The 15,100-nt window shown below is 71.7% G+C and carries 12 protein-coding genes; 6 read left to right on the forward strand and 6 right to left on the reverse strand.

The window, feature by feature from the left end; all coding sequences use genetic code 11:
• Window positions 1-96, forward strand: a 96-nt coding sequence (locus ASD33_RS34230) for an acyl-CoA dehydrogenase family protein (RefSeq protein WP_157849844.1), incomplete at its 5' end; no start/stop codon positions are given.
• Window positions 97-154: 58 nt separating this feature from the next.
• Here ASD33_RS34230 and ASD33_RS18830 read toward each other — a convergent pair.
• Entirely contained in the window at window positions 155-1,462 is a 1,308-nt protein-coding gene (locus ASD33_RS18830; RefSeq protein ID WP_199863547.1) for an LCP family protein, read from the reverse strand.
• A 130-nt stretch (window positions 1,463-1,592) separates the two neighbouring features.
• Between ASD33_RS18830 and ASD33_RS18835 the strand changes: the two genes are divergently transcribed.
• On the forward strand, window positions 1,593-2,126 hold the full coding sequence (locus ASD33_RS18835; RefSeq protein ID WP_199863548.1) for an acyl-CoA thioesterase: 534 nt from the start codon (window positions 1,593-1,595) through the stop codon (window positions 2,124-2,126).
• Between the two features lie 36 nt (window positions 2,127-2,162).
• Here the strand turns inward: ASD33_RS18835 and ASD33_RS18840 are convergent, their stop codons facing one another.
• Window positions 2,163-3,542 (reverse strand): LCP family protein, encoded by a 1,380-nt coding sequence (locus tag ASD33_RS18840; RefSeq protein ID WP_056561614.1) that lies wholly within the window; start codon window positions 3,540-3,542, stop codon window positions 2,163-2,165.
• Window positions 3,543-3,798: 256 nt separating this feature from the next.
• Here ASD33_RS18840 and ASD33_RS18845 point away from each other — a divergent pair, with 256 nt between their 5' ends.
• A complete protein-coding gene (locus ASD33_RS18845; RefSeq protein ID WP_056561616.1) occupies window positions 3,799-4,815 on the forward strand; it encodes a glycosyltransferase family 2 protein in 1,017 nt (338 codons plus the stop codon).
• 71 nt (window positions 4,816-4,886) lie between these two features.
• On the opposite strand, the gene ASD33_RS18850 is transcribed toward ASD33_RS18845, so the two are convergent.
• The 4 genes from ASD33_RS18850 to ASD33_RS18865 all read right to left on the reverse strand — a co-directional run bounded on the left by ASD33_RS18850 (window position 4,887) and on the right by ASD33_RS18865 (window position 10,899).
• Window positions 4,887-6,353, reverse strand: a complete 1,467-nt coding sequence (locus ASD33_RS18850) for an LCP family protein (protein ID WP_056561657.1) — start codon at window positions 6,351-6,353, stop codon at window positions 4,887-4,889.
• A 341-nt stretch (window positions 6,354-6,694) separates the two neighbouring features.
• Entirely contained in the window at window positions 6,695-8,416 is a 1,722-nt protein-coding gene (locus tag ASD33_RS18855) for an LCP family protein (RefSeq protein WP_056561618.1), read from the reverse strand.
• A 256-nt stretch (window positions 8,417-8,672) separates the two neighbouring features.
• Complete coding sequence (locus ASD33_RS18860; RefSeq protein ID WP_056561620.1) at window positions 8,673-9,863, reverse strand: LCP family protein; 1,191 nt, start codon at window positions 9,861-9,863, stop codon at window positions 8,673-8,675.
• Window positions 9,864-10,146: 283 nt separating this feature from the next.
• Complete coding sequence (locus tag ASD33_RS18865; RefSeq protein ID WP_056561622.1) at window positions 10,147-10,899, reverse strand: TIGR03089 family protein; 753 nt, start codon at window positions 10,897-10,899, stop codon at window positions 10,147-10,149.
• A gap of 137 nt (window positions 10,900-11,036) precedes the next feature.
• On the opposite strand from ASD33_RS18865, the gene ASD33_RS18870 reads away from it, so the two are divergent.
• The 3 genes from ASD33_RS18870 to ASD33_RS18880 all read left to right on the forward strand — a co-directional run bounded on the left by ASD33_RS18870 (window position 11,037) and on the right by ASD33_RS18880 (window position 15,084).
• Window positions 11,037-12,659, forward strand: coding sequence for an N-acetylmuramoyl-L-alanine amidase (locus tag ASD33_RS18870; protein WP_056561624.1), 1,623 nt, complete (start codon window positions 11,037-11,039; stop codon window positions 12,657-12,659).
• Window positions 12,660-12,796: 137 nt separating this feature from the next.
• Window positions 12,797-13,879 carry an NDP-sugar synthase gene (locus ASD33_RS18875; RefSeq protein ID WP_056561626.1) on the forward strand — a complete coding sequence of 361 codons (1,083 nt, stop codon included), beginning with the start codon at window positions 12,797-12,799 and terminating at the stop codon, window positions 13,877-13,879.
• 224 nt (window positions 13,880-14,103) lie between these two features.
• Window positions 14,104-15,084 carry a DNA-3-methyladenine glycosylase gene (locus tag ASD33_RS18880; protein WP_056561659.1) on the forward strand — a complete coding sequence of 327 codons (981 nt, stop codon included), beginning with the start codon at window positions 14,104-14,106 and terminating at the stop codon, window positions 15,082-15,084.
• The last annotated feature ends 16 nt before the right edge of the window (window positions 15,085-15,100 follow it).

A 15,100-nucleotide genomic window follows, 5' to 3' on the forward strand; every position in this document is an offset into this window, starting at 1 on the left:
CCCGTCGAGCGCATGATGCGCGACGCCAAGATCACCCAGATCTACGAAGGCACCAACCAGGTCCAGCGCATCGTCATGGCCCGCAACCTCCCGTAACGGCGGTACGCGAAAGGGGCGCCCTCCGGCCGGAGGGCGCCCCTTTCGCGACGTCCGCTCAGCGGTCCGACTCGACCGTGACCTTCTCGTCGTTCTTGATCTGTTCGACGAGCTGCTTCACCTTCGGCATGTCCCACTTGAGGGAGTTCTGCGGCGCGCTGCCCGCGAGCGGCATGTTCATGGACTTGCCGTCGCCGCTGTTGATGCCCTTCATCGCGAAGAACATCTTGCCGAGGTCGTACAGCGACATGTCCTTGTCCACGATCAGCGTGTCCAGACCGGCGCCGAGCGTCGGGTAGAGCGCGAACGGGTTGAGGATCGTGCCCGGCGTCGCCGCCTGGTTGGCCAGCGCGGAGAGGAACTTCTGCTGGTTCTTCGTCCGCTGGAGGTCCGACTGCGCGAAGGCGTACCGGGTCCGGACGAAGGCCAGGGCCTGCTCGCCGTTGAGGGTCTGCGTGCCCGCCTGGAAGTCGGCGCCGGACTTCTTGTCCTTGAAGCCCTTGTCGATGTTCAGCTCGACGCCGCCGAGCGCGTCCACGATGTTCGCGAAGCCGGCGAAGCCGATCTCGGCGTAGTGGTCGATGTGCAGGCCGGTGTTGAACTCGACGGTCCGTACGAGCAGTTCGGGGCCGTCCATCGCGTACGCGGCGTTCAGCTTGGAGCCGCCGCGGGCCGGGTACGTCTTGCCCGACTCGGAGCCGACGAAGCTCGGGATCGTCACCCAGGAGTCACGGGGGAGCGAGACCATCGTGTTCCCGCTGGAGCAGGCCGCGAGGATCATCATCGAGTCGGTCCGCTTGCCCTCGGCGGAGCCGGTGTGCAGCTTCTTCTTCTCCTCGGCGGACATGCCCTCGCGGCTGTCGGAGCCGACGATCAGATACGTCGTGCAGTCGCCCTCGGCCGGCCGCTCGATGACCTTGGACAGGTCGACCTCGTTGCGCATCTGCGAGCTGGCCCAGGCGTAGGTGCCGACGCCCCAGGCGAGGACGCCCACGACGAGGACGATCGAGCCGATCTTGATGCGCTTGCGCCAGTCCGGGGCGGGACGCCCGGGACCGCCGGCACCGGGGCCCGGCGCGTACTGCGGGGGCACGGAGCCGTGCCCGCCGCCCTGCTGGCCGCCGTAGACCTGGCCGGAGCTGTAACCGGAGTCGTAGCCCGCGCCCTGCGCCTGGGTGAAGTTCGGGTTGTACCCCTGACCCTGGTCGTACCCCTGACCCCGGCCCCGGTCGTATCCCTGGCGCGGCGGCTGCTGCGGAACCTGAGGGCGCTGCGGGCGCTGCACATGGCTCATCCGGCGAGGTCCCTCGGGCTGGGAGTTCGCGTTGCCACGGCCGTAGCCGCCGTCTTCGGGCCAGTCATTCATGTGGACCAGTGTGCCGGGCAGGGCTTTCCGGGCGACAGTCCGGGTGGAAGATAGGACCGGTGCTGTTGCCAAGCTGATGCAAAACGGACCGGACGGCGACCGGCCCGGGACCCGGCATATGGTGGAGGGCATGACAGATCAGGGCGATATCGCGGGAAAGCCCACCTCCGCCTCCCGCACCACCCTCAGCCACATCATGACCAGCCACGACACCAACCTCCTCGGTACGGTGCACGGCGGCGTGATCATGAAGCTGGTGGACGACGCGGCGGGCGCCGTCGCGGGCCGCCACTCGGGCGGGCCGGCCGTGACCGCCTCGATGGACGAGATGGTCTTCCTCGAGCCGGTCCGCGTCGGCGACCTGGTGCATGTGAAGGCCCAGGTCAACTGGACCGGCCGGTCCTCCATGGAGGTCGGCGTACGGGTCCTGGCCGAGCGCTGGAACGAGTCCACGCCCGCCACCCAGGTCGGCTCCGCGTACCTCGTCTTCGCCGCCGTCGACGCGGACGGCAAGCCGCGGCAGGTCCCCCAGGTCGTCCCGGAGACGGAGCAGGACAAGCGCCGCAACCAGGAGGCGCAGATCCGCCGCACCCACCGCCTGGCCCGCCGCCAGGCGATCAAGGAACTGCGCGAGCGCCGCGCGGCCGAGGGCTACGAGGACTGACGGGCCCGCAGGGCACCGCAGGCCCGGGGCGCACGCTCAGGGGCACACCACCCGGTCCCCGGTGACCGCCTCGAACGGCCCCGCGCGCCCCGCGTCCTCCGCCCGGACCGCCCGTACCCCCTTGTAGTCCGCGCCCACCGTCACCCGCAGCGTCGCACCCCGGCCCGCCACCGCCCGGAGCTCCGCCCCCGGCAGGGCCGCCGCGAGGGACTTCGCCGAACGGTCCCAGCGCGGGTCGTACTCGACGACCGTCCGCTCCCGCTCCTGCCCCGCCCCGGTCACCGGGCTCCGGGTGGTGTCGAAGCCGGTCCCGCGCAGCGCGTCGTCCACCTTCCGGCCGAGCCCGTCCGTCCGGGTCCCGTTGTAGACCTGCACACGGACCGTGCGCGGCGGCACGTCCACCACGACCGCCTTCGGTGCCTTCGAGGAGGACGCGGGCTTCGACGGGGCCAGCGGGCGGTCGTCACGGAGCGCCTGGAACAGCTTCTGGGCCTTCGCCGCGTCCCACTTCACCGTCGAGCCGATGCCCTTCACGGGGAAGCTCATGTCCCCGATCGGCACGGACACGAACTCCGAGGACGCCGGGGTGAAGCCGTGCATCGCCTTGGCGAGGGCGAGCAGCTGGTCCGTGCCGAACTCCTCGTCGGCCCGCACCGAACTCAGCATCGTCGTCGCCACCTCGCGGAACCGCACCGGGTTGAGCAGCACCCCGCCGCTGGTCGTCCGCTCGATCAGCGCCGCGAGGAAGCGCTGCTGCCGCTGCATCCGCCCGATGTCCGCGGCCCCGTCGATGTGCCGGGAACGGACGTACTGGAGCGCCTGGCCGCCGTCCAGCTCATGGGTGCCGGGCGAGAGGTCGAGCCCGGTGTACGAGTCCTTCAGCGGCCTGGTCGTACAGATCTGCACCCCGCCGACCGCGTCCACGGTCCGCATGAAGCTGGTGAAGTCGACCTCCAGATAGTGGTCGATCTTGACGCCGGTCATCGACTCGACGGTCCGTACCGTCAGCCCCGGCCCGCCCTCGGCGTACGCCGCGTTCAGCTTCACCGGATGCGCGTGGTGCTTCTTCCCGGTGGTCAGGTCGGTGTGCTCGGGCATCTCGGCGTACGAGTCGCGAGGCAGGCTCACCACGCTCGCCCGCTCCCGGTCCTCCGAGATGTGCACGAGCATCACCGTGTCGGTGCAGTGGCAGGGCGCGCCGCCGAGCCGGTACTTCGCCCTCTCCTCGGGGGTGATCCGGTCCCGGCCGTCGGTGCCGACGACGAGCACGTTCATCCCGTTCCCGGCCTGCGGCCGGTTCTTCATGTCCTTGAAGGGGTCGACCCGGGTGATCCCGGTGTCCAGGCCCGTCACCACGGCATGCCCGATCCCGCCCGCGGCGAGGACCGTTACCGAGAGCGCCGTCGCCATCCGCATCCCCCACCGGGGCCGCCTCCGCCGCCGACGGACCGGTACGCGGCGGGCGGCGGGCCGGGGACGGGGCGTGCGGGGCGGTGTGGGCACGGACGGACACCTCCGCGGGTGTGACAAAGGGAACCGTGAGCACCGTAGGCCCATACGATCAGCGCAAGGGAGCACCACCCGTGCGGCGCGCCCGCTGTCCCCCGTTCGCGGTAACGTGGCGGGCAAAACCGCTGTCGCCGGGGGACGTCCCCCGAACCCCCGAGGAACCATGCCCCCCGTCTCCGTGATCATGCCGGTCCTCAACGAGGAGCGGTATCTCCGCACCTCCGTTCGTCACATCCTGGAGCAGGAGTACGACGGCGAGATGGAGGTGGTGATCGCGCTCGGGCCGTCCACGGACCGCACCGACGAGATCGCCGCCGAGCTCGTCCGCGAGGACCCCCGCGTCCGCACCGTGCCGAACCCCACGGGCCGTACGCCCGCAGCCCTCAACGCCGCGATCAAGGCCTCGCGTCACCCGATCGTGGTGCGCGTCGACGGCCACGGCATGCTCTCCCCGAACTACATCGCCACCGCCGTCCGGCTCCTGGAGGAGACCGGCGCGCAGAACGTCGGCGGTGTGATGCACGCCGAGGGCGAGAACGCCTGGGAGGACGCGGTCGCCGCCGCGATGACCTCGAAGATCGGCGTCGGCAACGCGGCCTTCCACACGGGCGGCGGGGCCGGCCCGGCGGAAACGGTCTACCTGGGCGTCTTCCGCCGCGAGGCCCTCGAACAGCAGGGCGGCTACAACGTCGAGTTCATCCGCGCCCAGGACTGGGAGCTGAACTTCCGCATCCGCGAGGCCGGCGGCCTTATCTGGTTCTCGCCGGAGCTGCGCGTCCAGTACCGCCCGAGGCCCTCGGTGAAGGCCCTCGCCAAGCAGTACAAGGACTACGGCCGCTGGCGGCACGTGGTGGCCCGCTACCACCCGGGCTCGATCAACCTCCGCTACCTGGCCCCGCCGGTCGCCGTCTGCGCCCTCGCCGCCGGCGTGGTCGTGGGCGCCGTCCTCACCCCGCTCGGCTTCGTGATCCCGGCCGGCTACCTCGCCGCGATCACGGCCGGCTCGATCCCGGCGGGCAAGGGCCTCTCCCTGAAGGCCCGCCTCCAGATCCCGGTGGCCCTGGCGACGATGCACATGTCCTGGGGCTACGGCTTCCTGACGAGCCCCCGCTCCCTGGCGAAGCGCGTCATCGCGAGCCGCCGCCCGGCGGTACGGGCGGGGGAGACCGAGACGGTCTGAGCACCACCCGACACATGGCGACGGCCGGACCCCGAGGGGTCCGGCCGTCGCCATGTGCGGGGGAGGAGCGGTCAGCTCTTGCCGTCCCACTGGTAGACCGAGTAGACGTCCATGCAGGTCGCCTTGTCGTCGGCGCCGTCGGGCAGATCGCCCGCGACCGTCGTCGGCCTCTTGAACGTGTTGCCCTCGCGCCAGTCCGATCCGATGACGAGCGTGAGGCCCTGCGCCTCGGCGGAGGCGTGGACGGCCGATTCCGGCAGCCCGAGCGCCTTGGCCACGGACAGGGCGTTCGCCTTGCCCTGGTCGCCGTCCGCCTTGGGATAGCTGAGCAGAGTGTCCTTGCGGCCGCCGCCCTCCTTGGAGGAATCGGCCTGGGTGAAGCCCTTGCCCTTGAGGACCTCGGTGATCGCGCGGGCGCGGCCCTCGGTGGCCGCCTGGCCGTCGCCGTCGGTGCCGTTCACGACGGTCACGGCGAAGGAACCGGGGGCCTCCGCAGGCGTCGTGGGCTTCGCGGAAGCGGTCGGCTTCGGCTTGGCGGGGGACTTGCCGCCGTTCTTGTCGAGGGCGATGTCGTCGCGGAGCATCGTCCACATCTTGTCGGCCGAGGCCGGGACCATCTCCAGCCATGCGTCCTTGTTCGCCGGATAGGCCACCGTCGGGACCGTCGCCGTCGTGAGGCGGTCGAGCTTCACGTTCTTGAGCTGCATCGACAGGTCGAAGAGCTTCTTCACGGTCTTGAGTTCGTCGGAGACCTGGAGGGCGTTCGTGGCGGTCTCGGCCAGCCCCATGAGCCGGCCGGTGTCGCTCCAGGCGTTCTGGCCCTGGAGCTTCTTCATCATGCCGTTCATGTACATGTGCTGGGCCTTGGCGCGGTTCTGGTCGCTGCCGAACGCGTGCCGGGTCCGCAGCCACTGGAGGGCCTGCTCGCCCTGGACCTCGGTGGTGCCCTTCTTCAGCTTCAGCCCGGAGCCGCCCTTGACCCTGGCGGTGGACTTGTCGTACACGCCGGTCTTCACACAGACGGGGACGCCGCCGACCTCGTCGGCCATCGCCACCACACCCGCGAAGTCGACCATCAGCCAGTGGTCGATGTAGACCCCTGTGATGCTCTCCCAGGTGGTGAGGGTGCAGCCGGGGCCGCCGCGCTGGAGGCTCTCGTTGATCGGCCGGTTGGTCGTCTCGGCGTAGCGCTTGCCGTCCTCGTCCCTGCACTCCGGGATTTTGACGACCGTGTCGCGCGGGATGGAGACGATCGAGGCGTTCTCCCGGTCCGCCGAGACGTGGAGCAGCATCTGCACGTCGGCGAGCGGCTTGCGGTCCTTGTCGTTCCGACCGCCGCCCAGCGCGATGTTCTTCTCGTCCTCCCGGCTGTCCGAGCCGATCAGCAGGATGTTCAGCGGGGTGTCGCCCAGCGCGTTCGGCGCCGCCTTCTTCACGCCGCTCTCGCCGCCGGCCCGTCCGCCGCTGCGGATGTTGCCGTTGAGGTGCTCGTAGTACAGATATCCGGCGCCGGCCGTGCCGAGTATCAGCACCGACATCGTGATCGCCACCCAGCGCAGCACCTTGCGCTTGCCGGCCTTCTTGGCGCGCCGGGAGCCGCCGCGGCGGTGGCCCGACGGGCCACCGGCCCCGGTCGCTCCGCCACCGGCTGCCGCGCCGCGCCTGCGCTCGGCACGCGTCTGCGTACCGCCGGCCTCGGACTCGTCGGGCGTCTCGCCGCCGGCGCCGGTGGCCTCACCGGCGCCGTACAGTTCGTCGTCCCAGCCCAGTTCACGGGCGCGCGGAACACGTCCCCGTGTTCCCTCCCCACGCACGCTGTTCTGTCCCACCCCAGGTCCCCTCGTCAGTCAGAAGTGTGCCAACGCCCGGTGTTTCCGGGTCACTTGGCGCACACCTGCTTGTCAGCTTCTACCTTCTCGACGTCCGGCGCCTTCGCCGGACCGTAGACGGGCACCCCCGCGCCCTTGAAGTCGGCACCGAGTACGAGCGTCATGGGCTCGCGTACCCCGGCGTCCTGCGTGCCCGGCTTGAGAGCCGTGGCCGGCAGACCCATCATGTCCGCGAGCTTGCGGGCCTGATCGGCCTGGTTCGGTGCGTAGGTGAGCGTGGTCTTCGCCGCCTTCTCGGGGGCGTTGCTCTTGTTGGTGGAGCGGTTGACGCCCTGCTCGTTCTGCAGCCAGTTGATGGTCGACTGGGCCGCGCCCCGGATGCCGCTGCCGTTGTACACGTCGACACGGACGTCGGATGCCTGGGCGCGGGTTCCCTGGAGGAGCTTCGCCTGCGCCTGCGCCTGGGCGTTCTTGGCGTTCTGTTCCTTTTTCTTCACCTCGGTGAGCGACACGTCGGCCTGCAGCGCGGCGAAGAGCTGCGGGGCCTGCGTCGGGTGCGGCACCACGGTGATGGGCTTGGGCTCGTCGGGGTTGTCGATGACCGGCAGGGTCGCGAAGGAGATGTTCTTCGTGTCGATGTCGACCAGTTCCTTGGCCATGTCCTCGAGTTTGCCGAGGGACCCTATGCCCTTGTCGACGGTGAGCGCGCTCGTCGCCGCCTCGGCGAGGTCGTACAGCTTCGTCGGGCTGGTGAGCGTCTCGTTGGACTTCATCTGCCGGATCATCGAGCCGAGGAACTGCTGCTGGACCTTGATCCGGTCGAGGTCGCTCTTGTTGCCGAAGCTGGAGCGGGTACGGACGAAGGCGAGTGCCTTCTCGCCCTCGATGACCGATTCGCCGGCCGGCAGCTTCAGGTGCGACTTCGGGTCGTCGACGGGCTTCTCGACGCAGACCTTCACGCCGCCGACGGCGGTGGTCAGTTCCTTGACGGCGTTGAAGTCGACCATCATGAAGTGGTCGACGGTCAGGCCGGTCAGCTCCTTGACGGTGCGCATGGTGCAGCCGGGGTCGCGGCCGTCCTGGCCGAGGCTCACGTTGAAGCGGGCCTTCTCCTGGCCGGGGATGGTGAGGATCTTCCCGTCGGCCTGCCGCGACTGGCACTCGGGGATCGTCGTCATCAGGTCGCGCGGGATGGAGAGCGCCGTGGCGTTCGTCCGGTCCTTGGAGACGTGGAAGAGGATCGTGGTGTCCGCGTGGCCGGGGCTGTCCTTGTCGCCGTAACCGGCGTTGCCCTCACCGGTCCGCTTGTCGGTGCCGATGATCAGGACGTTGAAGGCCTCGCCCTTGCGGAAACCCTTGCTCTCGTTGCCGACGGGGTCGATGACGTCGATGTTGCCGTCGAGCTTGTTGTAGAGCAGGTACGCCCCGGTCGCGCCGCCGACGAGGACGAGGGCCATCGTGCCGCCGGTCCACAGCAGGACCTTCTTCTTGCGGGACGCGCCCTGCTTGCGCTTGCGGCGGCTCGCCGGCGGCTGCCGGCCGTCGTCGCCCGGCTCGACGACCCGGCGGCGGCGCTGGCCGGGGACGGGCGCCTCGGCCGGGGATTCGGCCGGTGTGGGCGCGGGCACGGTGGATCTACGGGGGGCCGACGGCGCCTGCGACTGCCCAGCGGAGTGGTCCAGTCGCAGTTCGTAGTTGCCCGTTCGCGGGTTGAGGACCCACTGGTCGGCGGGATCGATCTCGTCCGCCCGTCCACGGCTGTGCGCGTCCACGGTTACTCGAGTCCTCCGTCGGTGCCACGCGAGGCGCCTCCCCCACAGGGCGCCGCTCTCTCGGTCGTTCGATCCTCGGTGAGTGCGACCACGAGGTCGGGGTGCACCGGATCGCGTCACACTATCCGCCCAGTTCAGCGTGGGGCGACGCGCGTGACAAATTCCACGCCCCTTACAACCGGGCAATTTGCTCAAACCTCATCCCTCCCCGCCCTCCCCTTGGTTCGCCCTTTACCCGTGGCCCACGCGACCCCCTCTAGGAGCACACGCCTTCCGCCGCGTTCCGCCCCGTGAACGTCGGTGTGACGGAGGGCGTCGGGGTGTCCGCGTCGTCCGGCTTGCCGTCCGAGCCCGGTTTCTTCTCGGCGTCCGGCGTCACCACCACGGGCTTGTCCTCCCGTAGCTGCGTGAAGAGTTGACTCGCCGCAGGCTGTACCAGTTCGTCCCGGTTCGCGTCGTAGCGGTAGGAGCGGCGCGGCACCGTGAGGAACTGCACCTTCTCCGTCGGGATCGCCCGCATCGAGCGCGCCAGGTCGTACAGGTCCCGCAGCGAGTCGAGCCCGGGGTCCGTGGTGATCGCCTTGGTGGCCGCGTCAAGGACCGGATAGAGCTTCGTCGGGTTCAGCAGCACCCCGTCGCTCTGCACCTTGTTGACGAGGGCGCCGAGGAACTGCTGCTGGCGGTCCATGCGTTCCGTGTCGCTGCCGTTGCCGATCGACTTCCTGGCCCGTACGAAACCGAGGGCCTGCTCGCCGTGGAGCGTCTGGCGCCCCGCGGGCAGCTTCAGCTTCGCGTCCGGGTCGTCCACCGGCTCCTTGAGGCAGACCTCGACCCCGTCGACGGCGTCCACCATCTTCTTGAAGCCCCGGAAGTCGATCACCATGTGGTGGTCCACCCGGATCCCGGTCAGTTTCTCGACGGTACGGATCGTGCACGCCGTACCGCCGAACTCGAAGGCCCAGTTGAACTGCGCGAACTGCTCCCGGGTCCGTGTCCCGTCGGGCTTGCGGCAGCTGGGGATCGTCACCATCAGGTCGCGGGGGAGGGAGACGGCGGTCGCGCTCGACTTCCCCGCCGCCAGGTGCAGCAGGATCGTCGTGTCGGAGCGCTGGGTGCCCACGTCCTTGCCGTACTTGCGGTTCTCGTCGCCCGACCGGGTGTCCGAACCGATGAGCAGGATGTTCCGGGCGGCGGAGGTGCCCGCCGGCGGCCGCTCCTTCTCGTACTTCCGCAGTTCGGCCTCGGCGGTGGTGTCCGTGGTGATGTTGCCGTCGAGCTTGCGGTAGAACCACCAGCCGGCCCCGGCGGCGGCCAGCACCACGAACGAGACGCCGAGCGCGGTCCACCGCAGCCAGTGGCGTCGGCGCGGCGCCTCCGGAGCACCGGGCGCCGCGTCCTCCGTTGCCGGGGGATCCGGTTCGGCGGGCGTGCCCGCGCGGTCCGTCACGTCTGAGTCCGTCCTTCATGGCGTCGGCGGCGCGCCGGGCGGCCGCCGGTCGTAGAAGGAGACGGCCGAACCCGAGGCATGGTTGTGCGGAAGGAGTCGACTCCCCCTGGCCGATCATGTACCGGACGGGGCGTACGGACGCGGGGGCTCGGCGCGGCGCTAGGCCGAACGGGGCAGGGGGCGGACGGAGGGGTACGGGCGGACGGGCGGGTGCGCCGGACGGGGCGGCGCGGCAGGGGCTCGCGGGGCGGGGCCGGACGGGCCGGGACGTCGGCCCGGCGGCTCAGAGCGCCGAGTGGGTCACCCGCTCGCTCTCGACCCGCTTCTCCAGGCCCTCGGGCGCCAGCCGGTCCAGGTTCCGGCACAGGACCACCGAACCGCCGGTGGCGAGCGGTGCGTACAGACCGGTCGACAGGCCCTGCCAGTCCCCGTACCCGAGGCCCGACAGCAGCCGCGAGCCGGCGGTCAGGCCGAGCGCCGCCGCGTCCGCGTGCGCCTGCTCGACGAGCTGTGCGCCGCCGTGCTCCGTACCGTCGACGACGAGGGCCGGAGCATCGGGATCGACCGGTACGAACGGGGCGAAGCGGTCGCCCTGGCTGGGCACCTCGACCGCGTAGTCCGCGTATCCGGCGGGTGCCACGGGGAACCGGCGGCCCAACGGGGCCAGCGACAGCGCGATCCGCTCCCCGGAACAGGCGAGACCCGCCTCCAGCGTGTCGGGACCCGCGACGACGAGGTCCGCGTCCGCCGGGCCACCGCCGATCTCCGCGGTCACCCCGACGGAGGAGCAGGCCAGCAGCCAGACGGCCGTCTGCCAGTGCGCCGGCAGCAGCAGCGCCAGCCGGTCGCCGGGTCCGGCGGACAGTTCGCCCTGGAGCAGGTTCGCCGTCTTGGCCACCCAATTGGCGAAGGTGGCGACGGACAATTCCACCCGCTCACCGGTGGCGTCGTCGTAGAAGGTGACGAAGGGGCGGGCCGGGTCCGCGGCGAGCGCGGATCGCAGCAGGTCGGCGGGGGTGCGGTCGCTGGCGTTCACGCCGGACAGCGTACGCGGACGGCCGCGCGCGGGTCCGCCGTACCGGTGACGCCGTCCACCGGTCGGCCCGACGGCCCGTCAGCTTCCGGGCCGGTTCCCGGCGCGCGGAACGGCCCGCGGGTACGCACGATCGGCCCATGCGTGCCTCACTCGCCTCCTCGATCGCCGTCACCTGCGCGGCGGTCCTCGCCCTGCCGGTCTCCCTCGTCGCACCCGCGGCGGCCGTGGTGCCCTCGGCGCTCGGACTGCCACCGGCGGTCTCGGCGCAGCCACCCGCACCCGAACTCCCGGGCTCCACCCAGTCCCTGCCGCTGGCGCCGCTCGGCGGCGCGTCACGGTCCCTGGGTGACGGGACGGACAGTCCGGGCGAACAAGGGCTCACCCGACGCGAGGTCAGACCCTTCTCGCTCGTCGGCGTGGTCTGGGACGACCCGAAGGCCGCCCTGCACGGCACCGTCCAGGTCCGCACCCGGGCGGCCGGCAGCGGAGCCTGGTCGGAGTGGCAGGACGTCGAGACCCACAACGAGGAACACGGCGCCGACCCGGACACGGCGGAGGGCGCGGGACGCGCGCTGAAGGGCTCCACGGCCCCGCTGTGGGTGGGCGACTCGGACGGAGTGGAGATCCGGGTACGGGGGGAGGAGACGCTCCCCGAGGGCCTGCGACTGGAACTGGTGGACCCGGGGGAGAGCCCGGGGGAGGATGCGGCGGCCGGTACGGAGTCCGGCGCGGAGACGGGCGCCGAGACGGATACGGAGACGGGCGCCGAGACGGGTGCGGAGACGATTGCGGCTGAGGACGGCACCGCCGCCTCCAGCACGACCGCCGACGCCCCCGCCCCTCGCACGGCCGACGCCGCCCCCATGTCCCGCACGGCCGGGGCCCGCTCCGTGACGCGCGCCGCGGCCCCCTCCGGCCCGCCCTCCCCGATCGCCCAAGCCGCCGCGAGCGCCGCCGAGGCGGCGGCCGGCGCCGTCAACGCGCAGCTCGCCCCGTACGGCGCCGCCTGGATCCCGGCGCTGTCGAAGGCGGAGACGGAACTGACCCTCCCGCAGCTGCCGATGCCGATGCCGCAGGAGGCGAAGGCCTCCGCCGCCCCCGAGGCGCAGTCCGCTCCCGCGGCGCAGACGGCCGCGGCGGCCTCGAAGCCGTTCATCGGCCCCCGCCCCAAGATCATCACGCGCAAGGGCTGGGGCGCGGACGAGCGGATCCGCGAGAAGGGCTTCGTCTACACGAAGACCATCAAGGCGGCCTTCGTGCACCACAGCGCGACCGGCAACAACTACACCTGCCGCCAGGCGCCCTCCGTCCTGCGCAGCATCTACCGCTACCACGTCAAGAGCAGCGGGTGGCGGGACTTCGGCTACAACTTCGCCGTCGACAAGTGCGGAAACATCTACGAGGGGCGGGCGGGGGGCGTGGCCAAGCCCGTCCTCGGCGCGCACACGCTCGGGTTCAACACGAACAGCATGGGGATCGCGGTCCTCGGCACGTTCAGCCGCTCCACGCCGCCGGCCGCCGCGGTGACCGCGGTGGCCCGTCTCACGGCCTGGAAGCTCGGGCTCTACGGGGTGAACCCGAAGGGGACCTCGTACCTCGTCTCGGGCGGCGGAAACCTGTACAAGAAGGGCACGAAGGTCCGTTTCAACGCCATCGCCGGACACCGTGACGGATTCGCCACGGAGTGCCCCGGCGTACGCCTGTACGGCAAGCTCGGCAGCGCCCGCGCGAGCTCGGCGAAGTACCAGGGAAGGGGCTGAAGGGCCGGGGAAGGCGCCGATGAGGTCGCGGATGGGGTCATCGGGGCAACCATCTGCATAAACTGACCGGTCATATCGCACGGACGACCGAGCCGGGCGAGCTGACCGAGCCCCGAACAGGAAGCAGAGACGACAAGGTGACTGAAGCGATCCTCCTGGTCGGTGGCAAGGGAACACGGCTGCGACCGCTCACGGTCAACACGCCCAAGCCCATGGTCCCGGCGGCGGGCGTCCCCTTCCTGACGCATCAGCTGGCCCGCGCCCGCGCCGCCGGCGTCGAGCACATCGTGCTCGCCACCTCCTACCTGGCCGAGGTCTTCGAGCCGCACTTCGGTGACGGCTCGGCCCTCGGCCTGAGCCTGGAGTACGTGACCGAGGTGGAGCCGCTGGGCACCGGCGGCGCGATACGCAACGTGGCCTCGCGGCTGCGTTCCGGCCCGGACGAGCCGGTCCTGATCTTCAACGGGGACATCCTGACGGGCCTCGACATCGAGGCCCTCGTGGCGACCCACTCCTCCTCGGGCGCGGACGTCTCGCTGCACCTCACCCGTGTCGAGGACCCGCGCGCGTTCGGCCTGGTCCCGACGGACGCCACGGGCCGCGTCACGGCGTTCCTGGAGAAGCCGCAGACGCCCGAGGAGATCGTCACCGACCAGATCAACGCGGGCGCGTACGTCTTCAAGCGCTCGGTGATCGACTCGATCCCGACCGGCCGCCCGGTCTCGGTCGAGCGCGAGACCTTCCCGGAGCTGCTGTCCTCCGGGGCACACCTCCAGGGCATGGTCGACTCCACGTACTGGCTGGACCTCGGTACCCCGCAGGCCTTCGTCCGCGGCTCCGCGGACCTGGTCCTGGGCCGCGCGCCCAGCCCGGCGGTCCCGGGCCGCTGCGGCGACCGTCTGGTCCTGCCGACGGCCCGCGTCGCGGCGGACGCCAAGCTGACCGGCGGTACGGTCGTCGGCGCGGACGCGGTGGTCGGCGAGGGCGCCCGCATCACCGGCTCCACGCTGCTCGCGGGCGCGGTCGTCGAAGCGGGCGCGGTGATCACCGACTCCCTGATCGGCGCGGGCGCGCGGATCGGGGCGCGCACGGTCCTGACCGGCGCGGTGATCGGCGACGGGGCGCAGGTGGGCCCGGACAACGAACTGAGGGACGGCGTCCGCATCTGGTGCGACGCCACGGTCCCGGCAAGCACGATCCGCTTCTCGTCGGACCAGTAACGCGAACGCCCACCGGCGCGGCCGGCGCACTCCCGCGCCGGCCCGCTGCGGGCCTTGCTTCCCGTTCCGGCGGCATGCGGGCCCTCCCGGAAACCGTTTCCCGCTCCGGGCGGCATGCGGGCCCTCCCGGAAACTGCTTCCCGCTCCGGGCGGCATGCGGGGCCCGTCCGGAACCGCTTCCCGCTCCGGGCGGCATGCGGGCCCGCCCGGCTACGCTCGTACCCATGGCCGGCCGCTTCCCCCTCGAACCCACCCGCACCACGGTCCGCGGCGGCCACACCCCCGTGCCCGCCCCCGCACCCGTCACGGACGCGGCCGTCACTCCCGCCGACCTCGACCTCGGCCTCACCCTCGGCCCGCTCCGCCGCGGCCCCGCCGACCCCACCTTCCGCGTGACCCCCGACGGCTCCGTCTGGCGGGCCAGCCGGACCCCCGAAGGCCCCGGCACGCTCCGGGTCCGGGCGGGCGCGACCGGCACGGAGTCCGAGGCGTGGGGCCCGGGAGCCGCCTGGCTCCTGGACCGCCTCCCGGCACTCCTCGGCGCCGAGGACGACCCGGCCGCCTTCGTCCCCCGCCACAAGCTGCTCCTGGCGACCCACCGCCGCCGTCCGGGCCTGCGCCTCACCCGTACCGGCCTGGTCCTGGAGTCCCTGATCCCGTCGGTCCTGGAGCAGAAGGTCACCACGAACGAGGCCTACGGGTCGTGGCGGCTGCTCGTACGGAAGTACGGCGAACCGGCCCCGGGCCCGGCCCCGGACGGCATGTACGTGATGCCGGACGCGCGCGCGTGGACGCGGATCCCGTCCTGGGAGTGGCACCGCGCGAACGTCGACGGCAAACGCTCGGCCACGATCGTCCGTGCGGCCAGGGTCGCGGCCCGCCTGGAGGAGGCCGCGCACATGGACCCGCCGGCGGCCCGCGCGCGCCTGGAACTGATCCCGGGCATCGGCCCCTGGACGAGCGCGGAGACGATCCAGCGCAGCAACGGCGCCCCCGACGAGGTCACCACCGGCGACCTGCACCTCCCGGGCATCGTCGGCTGGGCCCTCGCGGGCGACCGTACGGCCGACGACGGGGCGATGCTGGACCTCCTGGCCCCGTACGCGGGCCAGCGCCACCGCGCGGCCCGCCTGATCCTCCTCAGCGGCCGGGTACCGCCCCGCAGGGCACCGAGGATGACCCCGGGCGACATCACCGGGATCTAGGGCCTGTCCGGAAAAT

Source organism: Streptomyces sp. Root1304, from assembly GCF_001426405.1.
Lineage (GTDB): Bacteria > Actinomycetota > Actinomycetes > Streptomycetales > Streptomycetaceae > Streptomyces.